Here is a 14,940-nt window from a genome sequence, read left to right on the forward strand (position 1 = left end):
TGCTTTCCATTTGCCTGTTCTACACGGCTGTTCGCCTCAGTACTTCGAGTCTATCTAAGACCACGAAAAGACTTGGCGCGTTTTTTCGCTGGAAGCGCCGTGGCAACGGAGACATATCTTACCGGTATCGCTTAACTTTGCAAGCTCCGAGTGCTCAAAAGCGGTCACTCTTGACCCGCTCCACCGCCTCGAGCCATCCCTGATAGAGCCGCTGACGCTCGCCTTCTTCCATGCTGGGAAAGAAACTGCGCTCGCACTGCCAGAAAGACGCGATTTCGTCGAGATCCTGATACCAACCCAGACGCAATCCGGCCAGATACGCCGCGCCAAGGGCTGTGGTTTCGAGTACGGTGGGCCGGTCCACTTGAACGCCCAGCATGTCCGCGAGGAACTGCATGACCCAACTGTTGCAGACCATGCCCCCATCGACCCGCAAGGCACCGGGCGAGGCTGCCATATCATCAAGCATGCAGGCCTGGAGATCCCGTGTCTGATAACACACCGCCTGCAGCCCGGCCGCCACGATCTCGGCGATGCCGGTATCCCGGGTCAACCCGAGTATCGCCCCTCTTGCCTTGGGGTCCCAGTGGGGAGCGCCAAGCCCGGTAAACGCCGGCACCAGGTAGACGCTGTGGCCATCGCGCGTCTCGCTTGCAAGTGACTCCGTCTCGGAAGCATTGGCGAATAGCTGCAGCCCGTCTCGCAACCACTGCACCGTGGCTCCGGCCACGAAGATACTGCCCTCCATCGCATATGTCGGCTTGCCGTTCAGGCGATAGGCCACCGTAGTCAGTAATCGGTTGCGCGAGGTCTCGGCAACATCGCCTGTATTGACGATCATGAAACAGCCGGTGCCATAGGTGCTCTTGCCCATTCCCGGCGTAAAGCAGGCCTGACCGACCAGTGCGGCCTGCTGATCGCCGGCCACACCGGCAATGGGCAGCTCTACCCCAAGCCAGCCAGTCTCGACCTGACCGAAATCATCGCTGGAGTCCTTCACTTCCGGCAGCAGGCTGGCCGGAATATTGAACAGCTCGAGAAGAGCCGGGTCCCATTGCTGTTCGTGGATATTGAAAAGCGCAGTGCGCGATGCATTGGTAGCGTCAGTGGCGTGAACCTTGCCGCCGGTAAGGCGCCAGATAAGGAAACTATCCACGGTGCCGAAGGCAAGCTCTCCCCTTTCGGCACGCTCACGAGCCCCCTCGACATGCTCGAGCAACCAGGCGAGCTTTGTGGCCGAGAAATACGGATCGATCAGGAGCCCGGTGCTAGCCTGCAACAATTCGGTATGTCCCTGCTCGCGCAATGCCTGACAGCTGTCCGCGGTCCGGCGATCCTGCCAGACGATCGCGTTGTACAACGGCTTACCGGTCGCCCTGTCCCACAACAAAGTGGTCTCGCGCTGATTGGTAATGCCCACCCCAACGATTCGGTCGACTCCTACCCCGGCCGTTTCAATCACCTCATGGCAGGTAGCAAGGACCGTTTCCCAGATCGCTTCAGGGTCGTGCTCGACCCACCCATCGTTGGGAAAATACTGGGTGAACTCTCGTTGCGACGTTGCCACATTACGCCCCGCCCGATCGAAGAGGATGGCGCGAGAACTCGTCGTACCCTGATCGATGGCAAGCAGATAGTCAGTCATGCGAGCTCCTGTGTTTATATGTTCGATTATGATCATCAAGAGTACTGCAGTGTGTTCGGAATTCTTTACTACCTTCGTCGCACGCGCCCCCACCTACACCTGCCGAAACCTGCCAAGATGCCCTACAATGGGACGATCGAGAAGGGAGCCGACATGAATCAGCAACAACGACAGAATGCGATCATCGATCTGGTCCGACATCAGGGCTATGCCAGTATCGAGCAGCTCACCGAACATTTCGTGGTCACCCCACAAACGATTCGACGCGACCTGAATGCCCTGGCCGGTGAGGGGATGATCCGACGTGTTCACGGCGGCGCCGGGCTCGAATCGAGTACGGTCAATACCGCCTACAGCACCCGCAAGTCCCTGAACCTGGAAGCCAAGCAGCGCATCGCCGAGTTACTGGCCCAGCACATCCCCGACCATGCCTCCCTGTTCATCAATATCGGCACCAGCAACGAAGTTATCGCTGAAGCGCTACTTGGGCATCAAGGGCTCGAAGTCATCACCAACAATCTCAAGGTGGCCGCCATCCTGCAGCCCAAGGAGGATTTCAATGTCATCATCGCGGGTGGACAGGTCCGCTCCCGTGACGGTGGAATCATTGGCGAGGCAACCATCGACTTCATCAACCAGTTCAAGGTCGATTTCGGCATCATCGGCATCAGCGGGATCGACGAAGACGGCTCGCTGCTCGAATTCGATTATCAGGAAGTACGTGTCGCCCAGGCGATCATTCGCAATTCACGCCAGGTCTACCTGGCTGCCGATCACTCGAAGTTTCATCGCAACCCGGTGGTTCGCCAAGGCAATATCGCCCAGCTGAACGCACTTTTCACCGACCGTCAGCCTCCTGATACCGTGCTTCGCCTGCTTGAAATCCATGATGTCGCCCTGCATATCGCCTGACTCGCCCACCGCTACTCCTCCGATGCTGCTGCCTTGCCGTTATCGTCTCTCCCGAAGAGTCACGGCAGACTGTCCTTTATGTTCGTTTTTGTTGATAATTTTTCGATTCCAAACATTCAGATTTATCCGAGCACACTGATTGGCAGATCCCTGGCGGGCGTCTTACATGAGCCAACCTCCGGGGTGAGACCCCTGTGCGACGAAAAATCGGCTGATCTCCTAGCCTCAGCCGCCTGATTCCCTGGCCGGGTCGGGTATGTTATGAATGGTGTCTAACCCACTGGTAAAGAGCCCGACCATGCTCGATTTGCTAATCTGCAGTGCGTCTACATTGCTGCTTGCCATGACGCTGCTGGGCAGACTACCGACCCACTGGTGGTGGATACGCGCATGTGAATTTCCGCGCCTGCAGATCAGCTTTCTCGCTCTGGTCACCGCCGCGCTATCCCCTCTCGCCGAGTCTCCCTGGATCTGGTATGCGTTGGCCACGAGTCTGCTGACGGTGGCGCTGCAACTTCCTCGTATACTGCCCTGGACACGGATCTGGCCCATCCAGGTCCAGACCGCCGAGCCGGGACAAGCGCCACGTTGCGTTACCTTACTGGTGGCCAACGTGCTTACCTCAAACCGTTGTTCCGAGAAGCTCATCAGCGTGATTCACCAACACGACCCAGATCTCGTGTTAACGCTGGAATCTGACGAATGGTGGCAGGAGCGTCTTGACGCAGCGTTGAACGACGGCTGGCCCCATAGCGTGAAGATTCCTCAGGACAACCTTTACGGCATGCACCTGTATTCGCGGCTCCCCTTGGAGCGTCCTGAAGTGAAGTGGCTCATTCAGGACGACATCCCCTCGATCCATACCGGCGTCACGCTCCCCAGTGGCGACATCATCAGACTGCACGCCCTGCACCCGCGACCCCCAGCGCCCAATGAGAGTGAGGAGTCGCTTTGGCGTGATGCGGAACTGCTGCTCGTGGGCAAACGCATTCACGAGAATCCGCTACCCACCCTGGTGGCCGGAGATCTCAATGATGTGGCCTGGTCACGCTCCACACGTCTGTTTTGCCGCGTCAGCGGCATGCTCGATCCGCGCATTGGTCGCGGCATGTTCAGCACCTTCCATGCAGCCTACCCTTTCTTACGCTGGCCACTGGATCATATCTTTGTCAGCGAGCATTTTACTCTCAACACCATGCGTCGCTTGCCCAAATTCGGCTCGGATCATTTTCCGATACTCGCCACCCTATGCTTTCGTCCTTCGCGTGCCGATGAAACTTCCACACCCGAGGCCGACCATGAGGAATTTCGCGATGCTGATGAGACGATTTCTGAAGGCCGGGAGCGGGACCAGGAAACCTGACCCGCGAGAGCTTCCCACCCGCTTCCAGCCGGGCCTGTCGTCCCGCTTGTCGTTATTCCAGAGTGGCTTATTGCGGTATTCCTCCTCGCGTCAGCGCAGTGGGATCCAGGAGTCGTTCGAGCTCCTCGCGGGAGAGTTCTGTCTGCTCCTGAGCTACTTCGATGATGGGGCGTCCGGCTTGATAGGCCTGCTTGGCGATCGCCGCCGCGGCGTTGTAGCCAATCACCGAATTGAGTGCCGTCACCAGAATGGGATTGCGCGACAAAGGTTCGGCCAGGTTTGCCTCACGAACCTTGAACGTGGCGATGGCACGGTCCGCCAGCAGCCAGGCGGTGTTGCTCATCAGGCCAATCGATGAGTGGAGGTTGTAAGCGATCAAGGGGAGCATCACGTTGAGCTGGAAGTTGCCACTCTGGCCGGCTACCGTTACGGCGGCATCGAGACCGATCACCTGAGCGGCGGCCTGGGCGGCGGACTCGGGAATCACCGGGTTGACCTTGCCGGGCATGATAGAACTGCCCGGCTGCAGTGCCTCGAGTTCGATCTCGCCCAGACCGGCCAGGGGGCCCGAGTTCATCCAGCGCAGGTCATTGGCGATCTTCATGACCACGCAGGCGAATCCCTTGAGCTGGCCGGAGAGTTCCACCGCCGCATCCTGGGAGGCGAGGCTGGCGAAGAAGCTGTCGTTGGGTGACAACGCCAGCCCTGTCTGGTCGCTCAAGTCGCGGGCCATGCGCTCGGCGAACTCGGGATGGGCATTGATGCCGGTGCCGACGGCCGTGCCGCCCTGCGCCAACCGGCAGAGGCGTACCATCGCGCTATCCAGCCGCTCGATGGCTTGCCCGACCTGACTCGACCAGCCGCCAAGCTCCTGGCCGAGTCGCAACGGCATGGCATCCATCAAGTGCGTACGACCCGTCTTGACCACACCGTCGAGTTCCACCGCGCGGGCATCGATGGTCTGCCGCAAGTGTACCAGGGCCGGGCGCAAGCGAGACTGAACCGCCAGTGCAGCCGACAGGTGAATCGCCGTGGGTACCACGTCGTTGCTCGACTGGCCCATGTTGACGTGATCGTTCGCACCGACGTCTTGCCCCTCCCGACTGGCCAGGTGGGCAATCACCTCATTGACATTCATGTTCGAGGAAGTGCCGGACCCGGTCTGGAAGATATCGACCGGGAACTGGTCATCATGTTGACCGGCGATCACTTGTTCTGCAGCGGCGACGATCGCCTCGGCACGCGGAGAATCGAGCAATCCCAGATCGCGATTGACCCGGGCGGCGGCCAGTTTGATACGCGCGATGGCGTGGATGAAAGCCGTGGGCATTGGTTGCCCGGATACCGGAAAATTGTTGACGGCCCGTTGTGTTTGAGCCCCATAAAGGGCCGATGCCGGCACTTCCAGCTCGCCCATGCTATCCCGTTCGATACGATATTCGCTCATGCTCTCTACCTCCCAGCCACGCTGAATAGATGACTTAACCATGGTGGCCACTCTGCCGGCTTGCAAGGCAGAAGCGTCTTCTAACGGTCTAAACAACGTCTTCAATAGACCTTGAGCCTCGATGTCCCCCTCCTGACAATGATCGTCGACGGTTTTGCGTTATGCTCTCTGGACGAGCCATCCAATAGTCTCTCCGGGAGAGTCAAGATGCCACGCTGGATCCTTCCCCTTCTGATCGTACTTCTACTTGCCGGGTGTCAGGTCATCGAGCCCCGCTATCCCGACAGAGAGCGCGAACGCATCGAGGTGATCGACAAGAGTGACGATTTGCCCGGAGTCGATGAACGCGAGCCATCGCCACCGCCCACTGCCTCCCGCCGCGTGCCCCGGCAGGTCGACTTTCCAGCGCAGGAGTATGCGGCGCTTGAAAAGAGCGGCAGCGGTGTCATCTCGGGACGGCTGACACTCAGCGGGCGTCCCATTCCTGATCGCCCCATCTCGGTGGCGCCGGTTACCACCTATTCGGCCGAAGCGGCTGAACAGGCGCTGGCGGGGCGCGCGGTGGAACCCGCCGACCCCAGAGCAAGGGACTATACCCATACCAGCCGGACCGACGGCAATGGGCGATTCCGCGTTAGCGGTCTACCCGCCGGCGAATTCTATGTCTCGAGCAGTGGGCGTGACCCCGCCAGCGGCGAAACCCGCGTGATCATCCACCAGATTAGTCTCGACAATGGCCAGCAGCGCAACGTCGATCTCAGTCGATAACGTTGAGCTCAGCCGCCATGAAAGCTACCAGCCCAATGCCTGCTTGACGAACGGTATCGTCAATTTGCGCTGGGCAGAGAGTGACGCCACATCGAGGTGCCCAAGCAGAGAGAACAGGTCGACGAGGCGCCGCGGGCCACGATGCAGGATATAGCGGGCAACGTCGTCTGACAGCTCTATGCCGCGCTCCTTCGCCCGCAATTGCAGCGCCGCGAGGCGGTCGCTGTCATCGAGCCCTTGCAGGTGGAAAGTCATGCCCCAACTCAGACGAGAGCGTAGATCGGGGAGGGCCGCCGGAAGCTGGCGGGGAGGCGCTTCCGCAGACACAACCAGCTGTTTGCCGGCATCACGCAGGCGATTGAAGGCATGGAACAGGGCCTCCTCCCAACGTTGCCGGCCCACCACACGGTCGAGATCGTCGATGGCGACCAGGTCCAGGCGCTCTATCTCCTCCAGCATCAATGGAGGAAAGTGGCCCAGCTCCTTCAACGGCAGATAGAGCGCGCGCTTATCTCGCGCCGTTGCAGCATGGCAGACAGCCTGTAATAGATGGGTGCGGCCGGTGCCCGGTGCCCCCCAGACGTACAAGAAAGGCTCACCCCCGACATCGAACTGCTGCTTGAGCCATTCAACCAGGGTGGTATTAGGCCCTGGGTAAAAGTTGGCAAAAGTGGCGTCGTCGCGACGGCCCATTCCAAGCGGCAATTGTCCGGAGGCACCCTTCATGGTGATTCCTCATCCTCGCGACGATGACGATGACGATCGGCATCATAGAGGGAACTGTTCTTGTAGTGCCCGTGCAGATAACGGAGCACCACCATGATCATCGCTGCCACCGGAAGCGCCAGCAGCACGCCCGTGAACCCGAACAGCTGCCCCCCGGCCAGTACCGCGAAAATCACGGCAACGGGATGCAGCCCGATCTTGTCGCCAAGCAGCTTGGGCTGCAGCAACACGGTCTCGACAAACTGGCCGAAACCGAAGACCGCGGCAACACCCACCAATATCAGCCAGTCGCCGAACTGGAAGAAGGCCACGAGCCCAGCCACGCTGATGCCGACGATCACGCCCAGATACGGCACGATGCTCGCCAGCCCCGCGAGCATGCCGATCAGCACCCCGAAGCTGACACCCAGCAGCGTCAGCCCCACGGCATAGATCGCCCCCAGGCACAGCATGACGATCAACTGACCGCGCAGGAAAGCGGACAGTACCTCATCGCACTCGCTTGCCAGTTGCACCAGTGAAGGCTCCCAGCTTCTCGGCAGCGAAGCGCGACACTTGGCCATGATGGAGTCCCAATCCAGCAAAAGGTAGAAAGTTACCACCGGAATCAGTGCCAGGTTGGCCAACCAGGCGATCAATGCCAATCCCGAACGCGAGGCCTGTGCCAGCAGGCCAGCGGCGAAACTGCCGGTTTCCTTCCAGTTGTCCACGACCGTCTGGCGGATCTGATCAATATCGGTACTCAAGTCCATGCCGGTGAGCGACTGTATACGTGGCACCACCGTCCTCTGCGTCCAGTTGAGCACCATAGGCAATGCCTCGATCAGTTGTCCAAGCTGGCGACCCAGAATCGGAATTACCAGCAATAGCGTCAATCCGATAGCCAGGGTCAACAACAGAAACACCAGCGACACTGACAGGCGTCGGGTCAAGCCCACTTCCTCGAGACGGTCCGCCAGAGGGTCGCCCAGATACGCTAGGATCATACTGACAAAAAAAGGCGTCAGTACCGGCTCGATGCTGATAAAGAACCAGAGCACCACCAGCGCCACGCCGGTGGCTACCCACCACTGCTTTTGCATCGCTTGCTCCTAGGGACATGACGGGTCGCAGGCTGCCAGCCGTTCGCCGTGATGTTACAATTTAGCTCCCAATCTTGCCTCATATGTCCCGCATTACCCTTTCACGACCGACACTTCATACTCAGGACAGGCCATGACCGACTCCACTCAACGCCCGACCAAGGCTTCGCTCAGCTACAAGGACGCCGGTGTCGACATCGATGCGGGCAATGCCCTTGTGGATCGCATAAAAGGCGTCGCCAAGCGCACCGCCCGTCCGGAAGTGATGGCCGGCCTGGGAGGGTTTGGCGCCCTTTGTGAGTTGCCCTCCGGCTACCGTGAGCCGGTGTTGGTCTCGGGTACCGACGGTGTAGGAACCAAACTCAGGCTGGCCATGGATTTGGGCCGGCACGACACTATCGGAATCGACCTGGTGGCAATGTGTGTCAACGACCTGGTGGTGGCTGGAGCCGAACCGCTGTTCTTCCTCGACTACTATGCCACGGGCAAGCTAAACGTGGATATCGCCGCCGACGTGGTGACGGGCATCGGCAACGGCTGCGAACAGGCCGGTTGTGCGCTGGTTGGCGGCGAAACCGCCGAGATGCCGGGCATGTATGAAGGCAGCGATTACGACCTGGCCGGCTTCTGCGTTGGCGTGGTCGAAAAGTCCGAAATACTCGACGGCAGCAAGGTCGATAATGGCGATGTGATACTCGGACTGGCATCCTCGGGGCCCCATTCCAATGGCTACTCGTTGATCCGCAAGATCCTCGCCGTCAGCGAAGAATCGCTCGACACTCCCATCGGTGGCCTATCCCTTGGCAACGCCCTGCTGGCGCCGACGCGCATCTACGTCAAGCCGTTGCTGTCATTGATCAAGCAAAGCGGTGTGCCTGTGCATGCCCTGTCGCACATTACCGGCGGTGGATTGTTGGAGAACATTCCCCGGGTCCTGCCGCAGGCTCTCGCCGCACGCATTGATACTCAGAGTTGGAACCGTCCCGCCGTCTTCAACTGGCTCCAGCGGCACGGCAACGTCGACGAGCAAGAGATGCTTCGTGTCCTCAACTGCGGTATCGGCATGGTCGTGGTCGTGCCGGCGTCGCATGCCGACCGAGCCCGCGAGCATCTGCAAGCGCAGGGTGAAACGGTGTATCGCATCGGTGAGATTGTCACCCGCCAGGGCGATGAACCGCACGTCCAGTTGGAGACTCGGAAGCCATGAGCGAAACGGACTATTACAGCGACACCCTGGGAGACTTCGCGCCGGACCCAAGCGAAGCGCGTCGCGTCGTGGTACTGATCTCGGGCAATGGCAGCAACCTTCAGGCACTGATCGACGCGCAACAACATGACCAGCTGGGGGGCGAGATCGTCGCGGTAATCTCCAATCAGCCTGATGCCTACGGCCTCAAGCGCGCCCGCGATGCAGGCATCGATGCCGTCGCCCTGCCGCATCGCGAATACGAAAGCCGAGACGCTTTCGATGGCGCCCTGATCAAGGTCATCGAGCGCCATGAACCGGACCTGGTGGTGCTCGCCGGCTTCATGCGTATTCTCACGCCCCGGTTTGTGCAGCGTTTCCTGGGTCGGATGCTCAATATCCATCCTTCGCTGCTGCCCGATTATCAGGGCCTACGCACTCACGCTCGAGCATTGGCCGATGGTGTCCAAGAGCATGGCTGTAGCGTGCACTTCGTCACCGAGGAACTCGACGGTGGCCCCGTCGCCCTGCAGGCAGCAGTGGCCGTCGCCGAAGGTGAGACCGAAGAGAGCCTCAAGTCAAAGGTGCAGGCCAGAGAACACCTGATCACGCCCATTGCCGTGAAATGGTGCCTCGAAGGGCGGCTGCGTTTCGGTACGAAAGGCGTCACCTTCGATGGCACGCCGCTGCCGCCCCAGGGAATGCGAATGTCCCATGCCGACGCCGCCGAGGAACTCGATGAGGCGTCCGGCGATTGAATGCCGCGAAACGCGGTAGAGGCTAGAAACTGAAACCGGCACTCAGCTGGAAATACGGCTCCAGGTTGTCCCAGCCCTCAATGCCCGCACCAGCCTGAATGCGGGTATTGCCCAGCGCGAGGCGCAGGCCGGTATCGAGTCGCAGGTAGTGATCATCATCGCCCTCGCCGCCCTCTCCCGACCAGCGGTTGGTTGGCAGTGACGCCAGCCGGACCTCGGCAGCGTCGTTTTCATCATTCAGATATTCGCCCCAGGCCAGCTCAGCGAAGACACCGATGCCGCCTTGCGGGGAACGATCCATCATCAGCCCGACTTCCACCCGACGCTCATCAAGTTCCTGGTCGGAAACGATCAAGGCATTCGCCATGGAACCCGCTTCACGATAGCCATCGATATCGGCAGCGATGTGCCGATACGCGATGAAGGGCGAGGTATACCAGGCTGACTCTTCGGCCGTCAGCCGATAGTCGAGTCGCAACTCGGCCGCCCAGCTGCGTGCCGAGGTTTCCCCTGACAACGTGCGCTCGGCCATGCCCAGGCTAACCCGCCGGCGTAGCTCAAGATCGAAATCCCCCTGAGTGACAATCGCTTGCCCCCCGAGTCGCCCCAGATGCTGACGCGCAAATAGACTGAAGGCCAGCCCCTCGAGCTCGACATCCGCCGGTGCCTCAAGCTCGCCCTCGCGCTGAGTCACGGTGGCACCCAGCCACCCCTGACCAATCGGCACAACCGCCCCAATGCCTGCGCCACGTTGCTCAGCCTCGACGTTGTCAACATAGCTGACACCCTGGGCCTGATCGTCGCGATAATCCCCGTGCACGAAGATGCGCCATTCGTCGGATTGCTGACCGGGTCGCAATTCACTACCGACCAGTTGCTGCTGGGCATTCATGCTGCCGGTCACCAGGCCACCGGATAACGAGAGAATCCTCGGCGCCTCGATCATCGCGTAGGCATAGTCAGCCAGGATTTCTTGACCGATCGTCGTCGGGTGCACGGTATCGTTGAACAACAACTTAGAGGGGTCCGGGGTGCCCGCTGCCAAGCCGAAGTTGGAAATGTCACAGGACTCAGCGCTAAAACAAACCTCAGATAACGGTATATTTTCAGCCAGACCAAAATCTCCTGGCGTGCTGATCACTTCGTCAAATAGCGCGCCGACATCGAGACGAATGATATTCACCTGACCATCGTATTGGGCCAGTCGCTCACCGAGTGCCTGATTGAAGACCTGCGTCAGTGCCGACAGCGATTCCCGCTGCCCACTCTGCGCACCAGCCGGTGTCGCCCCCACATCAGGAAGGTTGGCAACCACGATGCTCTTAGCCCCCGCCGAAACCAATGCAGTAACGCCTTCAGCCAGCGTCGCTGCACTGGTTGTCGCCGTCGTGACATCGGTAGCGACACCATCGAGGAAATCGTTCCCCCCGCCATTGAGGTAGTAAAGGGCATCGGGGTCAGCTGTGTCCACTGTCACTAGATACCCATCGCGGCTGCGCACCGCTACCCCTACACCGCCGACCACCGATCCCTCCGGACGGGTAATCGAGCCAAGGATATCGTCGGTGATATAGCCACCGGTGGCATAATTGGTGCCATCCGGCAGGTTGAGCACGTCGCGAACAATAGAGGTGGAGGGTAATAGCGGCTCCAGCCCCAGCGCCCTGGCCAGTCGTTGCGTGCTTACCTCACCATAAGGCGAAGGTGCCAGGAATGTCGGGCCCAGTCGGTTGGTGAAGCGCAGGCTTTGTATTTCCCCTGAGGCGAGACTCTCCACGTCCGGAAACTGCCCCGAATCGCTCAGGCTGTCGCCGAAAACGATCATCCTCGAGTAAGCCGAGGCGCCAGCAGGCAAGATTGAGGCTCCCAGCAACACCGATACCATATAACGACGGATTAGCCGTCGACGGTCGAGGGAACGAACAATGCGACAAGAGAAGGGAAAGGGCATGGCCAGGGCCTCATGCAAGTCAGGAAAACCATGACCATGTCTCGCCGGGTCATGGTCTTTCCAGCGTAGAGGAACCCCGTAATTTGGCCAGCCGAACGATGATGTGCAGCTAGGTTCTGGGCAGGGTTACCCCACGCTGGCCCATGTACTTCCCGCCACGATCGCGATAGGACGTCTCACACTCCTCATCGGACTCCAGGAAAAGCATCTGTGCGACACCTTCATTGGCATAGATCTTGGCCGGCAGGTTGGTGGTATTGGAGAATTCCAGCGTGACGTGACCTTCCCATTCCGGCTCGAGCGGTGTGACGTTGACAATAATGCCGCAACGGGCATAGGTGGACTTGCCCAGGCAGATAGTCAGGACGCTGCGCGGGATACGAAAGTACTCCACGGTACTCGCCAAGGCAAAGGAGTTGGGAGGTATCACGCAGACCTCGCCCCTGATGTCCACGAAGCTCTTCTCGTCGAAGCCCTTGGGATCCACTATCGCCGAATGGATATTGGTGAAGACCTTGAAATGATCCGTACAGCGTACGTCGTAGCCATAGCTGGACGTGCCGTAGGAGATCACTCGCTTGTCGTTGACATAGCGGACCTGGTCAGGCTCGAAGGGCTCGATCATGCCTTCCCGCTCCGCCATACGGCGGATCCACTTATCAGACTTGATGCTCATCGAAACGTCCTGCTGAATGATCAGAGAAAACCGGGACCGTTATCATAGCGGTCCCGGCCAGTAACGTCACAGCCACGCTGGATTCCTGAGCCAGCCTTGCTAGCTAAAGGATATCTCGGGGCCTTCATTGCCCCCCCGTTCGCGAATCTGTTCTGCCACCTGACGTGCCATGTCGAGGAACGTGCCGGTTACCTCACCATCCGGTTCAGCCACGACCGTGGGACGCCCGCCATCCACCTGCTCACGAATTGACATGGTAAGCGGCAAGCGGCCCAGCACGCGGGTATCGTATTCGGCCGCAATGCGCTCACCACCGCCTTCACCGAAGATAGGCTCGCTGTGGCCACAATGGGAACACAGGTGCAGGCTCATGTTTTCCACCACACCGAGTACCGGCACGTTGACCTTACGGAACATTTCGATGCCTTTGCGAGCATCCAACAGCGCAATATCCTGAGGCGTGGTCACGATCACCGCCCCGTCCACGGGCACTTTCTGGGCCAGTGTCAGCTGAATATCGCCCGTTCCCGGTGGCATATCGATGAACAGATAGTCCACGTTGTCCCAGGCGGTCTGAGTCAGCATCTGCTGAAAGGCACCGGCGACCATCGGGCCGCGCCATACCATGGGCTCACGCGTATCGACCATGAAAGCCATGGACATGGCTTGAATGCCGTGGACCTGAAGCGGCAGAAAGCCGTTCCCGCTCGATGACTGTGGCCGCACGCCCTCACCAACGCCCAGCATCTGGGCCTGGCTAGGGCCATGAATGTCCGCATCCAGAATACCAACGCGATATCCCTCGGCGGCCATGGCCAGCGCCAGGTTCACGGTGACGGTAGATTTGCCGACGCCGCCTTTGCCGGAAGCCACGGCGACAATATGCTTGACCCCTTCAATCACGACTCACTCCCTAAAGAATATGGGGTTGCCACGCTTGCAGCATGAACCTTCAGTATACGCATCAAATCGCGACATCACGCAATGGCATGGCCAGTACGCAGAACGGCGAGCCATCAAGGCTCGCCGTTCGGGTCATGCCGGATAAACCAATAACAGATCAGTTCTGCTCGGTCTGCTCCTCACTTTCGGAGTCTTCAGAAGACTCAGAGCCGTCATCTGACTCGGATGCAGAATCACCTTGCTCTTCGGACTCACTCGAGGACTCCTCGGAATCACCGGAGGATTCGCTTGAAGAGGCAGAGTCGCCTTCAGACCCGGAGTTGGAGTCCCCTTCAGACTCAGAACCGGAGGCGCTATCTGTCTGTGACTCGGTGTCGGATTGTGAGGCTGACTCGCTATCCTCCTGACCAGACTGGCGCTGTTGCAGATCGGAGAGTTCGCGCTGCCAGTCGGCAAGCTGTGACTCCAATCCCGACAGCTGGCTCTGGCGGCGCTCGATCTGGGAATCGATCTCTGCAACCTCGTTGCGTCCTTCCTCAATGGCGGTCTCGAGCTGCTCGAAGTCGCTATGAGCCTGCTCGACTTGTGCTCGTGCGTCTTCTTGTTGCTCGCTAATAGCTTGCAGCTCGGATTCAGCTGCCTCGCGCTGTTCGCGCAGCGTCTCGAGTTCGGCTTCCAGCGCCTCCTGGGTCTCTTCCTGCTCAGTTACGGCATTGTTGACACGCGCCAAGCTATCCTGAACTGCACTGATATCGTTCTGGAGTGAGGTCAGTTCCTCACGAGCTGCATCACGCTCTTCTTGCGCAGCATCACGCTCCTGTTGCGCCTCTTCAGTGCGAGCCTCAGCCTCGTCGCGGGCTGACTCAGCGGAATCGCGGGCCTCCATGGCCTGGTCGCGAGCCGCTTGGGCTTCCTCAAGAGCGCTTTGGGCTTCATCGCGCTGCTGGGCAACCTCGTCACGCTCTTCACGCAAGGAAGTCAGTTCCTCCTGTGCCTGGTCACGTTCTTGCTGGAGGGTGCTGATTTCCTCCTGCAATGACTCAATCGTCCCCTCCGCTTCCGTGATCTGATCACGTACCGAAGAAAGCTCTTCTTCCGCGTCAGCCAACTCCTGCTCGATGGCCTCTAGTTCCTGCTGTCGCTGTGCCTGGCTTTCCTCGACTGCCGCAAGGTCGCTCCCGGCATCCTCGATTTCTGTGACTTGCTGATTCAGGGCTGCGTTCTCGCTCTCCAGAGCGGAAAGCTCATCCTGAAGAGCATTCGTCTGGTCCCGGTAATCGCCGGAATTTGAGGTGGCAATAATGGCCCAGATAAGAAACACAACCGCGACGGCACCAAGCACCCTGACGCGATTGTCTTTAAGCAATTCACTACTTGGGGTATCCGACATTTCCCGACGTCCTCTTGCTGGTCGATGGCTCCCGACACTTCATGCGCGGAAGATGGTGGTAACACTCAGGATACACAATTGTCGCTCACTGGCTACCTCGACAAGAGTCGCTGACACACGGTGACTCCACGGA

At 59.5% G+C, this 14,940-nt stretch carries 13 protein-coding genes; 5 read left to right on the top strand and 8 right to left on the bottom strand.

What is annotated here, in order from left to right:
- Positions 1-154 precede the first annotated feature (154 nt).
- Positions 155-1,645 carry a glycerol kinase GlpK gene (gene glpK, locus KG088_RS11050; RefSeq protein ID WP_213825590.1) on the bottom strand — a complete coding sequence of 497 codons (1,491 nt, stop codon included), beginning with the start codon at positions 1,643-1,645 and terminating at the stop codon, positions 155-157.
- A gap of 153 nt (positions 1,646-1,798) precedes the next feature.
- Between glpK and KG088_RS11055 the strand changes: the two genes are divergently transcribed.
- Positions 1,799-2,557 (top strand): DeoR/GlpR family transcriptional regulator, encoded by a 759-nt coding sequence (locus KG088_RS11055; protein ID WP_213825591.1) that lies wholly within the window; start codon positions 1,799-1,801, stop codon positions 2,555-2,557.
- Positions 2,558-2,855: 298 nt separating this feature from the next.
- The gene (locus tag KG088_RS11060; RefSeq protein ID WP_213825592.1) at positions 2,856-3,920 is read left to right on the top strand and encodes an endonuclease/exonuclease/phosphatase family protein; all 1,065 of its coding nucleotides are present in this window, start codon (positions 2,856-2,858) and stop codon (positions 3,918-3,920) included.
- 67 nt (positions 3,921-3,987) lie between these two features.
- Here the strand turns inward: KG088_RS11060 and KG088_RS11065 are convergent, their stop codons facing one another.
- On the bottom strand, positions 3,988-5,367 hold the full coding sequence (locus KG088_RS11065) for a class II fumarate hydratase (protein ID WP_213825593.1): 1,380 nt from the start codon (positions 5,365-5,367) through the stop codon (positions 3,988-3,990).
- A 207-nt stretch (positions 5,368-5,574) separates the two neighbouring features.
- Here KG088_RS11065 and KG088_RS11070 point away from each other — a divergent pair, with 207 nt between their 5' ends.
- Positions 5,575-6,135: a carboxypeptidase-like regulatory domain-containing protein gene (locus tag KG088_RS11070; protein WP_213825594.1), complete on the top strand. Its 561-nt coding sequence runs from the start codon at positions 5,575-5,577 to the stop codon at positions 6,133-6,135.
- Positions 6,136-6,159: 24 nt separating this feature from the next.
- Here the strand turns inward: KG088_RS11070 and hda are convergent, their stop codons facing one another.
- Entirely contained in the window at positions 6,160-6,861 is a 702-nt protein-coding gene (hda, locus tag KG088_RS11075) for a DnaA regulatory inactivator Hda (RefSeq protein ID WP_213825595.1), read from the bottom strand.
- Positions 6,858-7,943: an AI-2E family transporter gene (locus KG088_RS11080; RefSeq protein WP_213825596.1), complete on the bottom strand. Its 1,086-nt coding sequence runs from the start codon at positions 7,941-7,943 to the stop codon at positions 6,858-6,860. The genes hda and KG088_RS11080 overlap by 4 nt, the downstream gene beginning before the upstream one ends.
- 133 nt (positions 7,944-8,076) lie before the next feature.
- Between KG088_RS11080 and purM the strand changes: the two genes are divergently transcribed.
- Both purM and purN read left to right on the top strand, forming a co-directional pair.
- Positions 8,077-9,150, top strand: a complete 1,074-nt coding sequence (purM, locus tag KG088_RS11085) for a phosphoribosylformylglycinamidine cyclo-ligase (RefSeq protein WP_213825597.1) — start codon at positions 8,077-8,079, stop codon at positions 9,148-9,150.
- The gene (gene purN, locus KG088_RS11090) at positions 9,147-9,887 is read left to right on the top strand and encodes a phosphoribosylglycinamide formyltransferase (RefSeq protein WP_213825598.1); all 741 of its coding nucleotides are present in this window, start codon (positions 9,147-9,149) and stop codon (positions 9,885-9,887) included. The genes purM and purN overlap by 4 nt, the downstream gene beginning before the upstream one ends.
- Before the next feature lie 22 nt (positions 9,888-9,909).
- On the opposite strand, the gene KG088_RS11095 is transcribed toward purN, so the two are convergent.
- From KG088_RS11095 to KG088_RS11110, 4 genes are all read right to left on the bottom strand, one after another.
- Complete coding sequence (locus tag KG088_RS11095; protein ID WP_213825599.1) at positions 9,910-11,742, bottom strand: autotransporter domain-containing protein; 1,833 nt, start codon at positions 11,740-11,742, stop codon at positions 9,910-9,912.
- 205 nt (positions 11,743-11,947) lie between these two features.
- The gene (gene dcd, locus KG088_RS11100) at positions 11,948-12,514 is read right to left on the bottom strand and encodes a dCTP deaminase (RefSeq protein WP_213825600.1); all 567 of its coding nucleotides are present in this window, start codon (positions 12,512-12,514) and stop codon (positions 11,948-11,950) included.
- A 99-nt stretch (positions 12,515-12,613) separates the two neighbouring features.
- Positions 12,614-13,414, bottom strand: coding sequence for an iron-sulfur cluster carrier protein ApbC (gene apbC, locus KG088_RS11105; RefSeq protein ID WP_213825667.1), 801 nt, complete (start codon positions 13,412-13,414; stop codon positions 12,614-12,616).
- Between the two features lie 160 nt (positions 13,415-13,574).
- On the bottom strand, positions 13,575-14,807 hold the full coding sequence (locus KG088_RS11110) for a coiled-coil domain-containing protein (RefSeq protein WP_213825601.1): 1,233 nt from the start codon (positions 14,805-14,807) through the stop codon (positions 13,575-13,577).
- Between the last annotated feature and the right edge of the window lie 133 nt (positions 14,808-14,940).

The organism is Halomonas jincaotanensis (genome assembly GCF_018448785.1).
Lineage (GTDB): Bacteria > Pseudomonadota > Gammaproteobacteria > Pseudomonadales > Halomonadaceae > Halomonas > Halomonas jincaotanensis.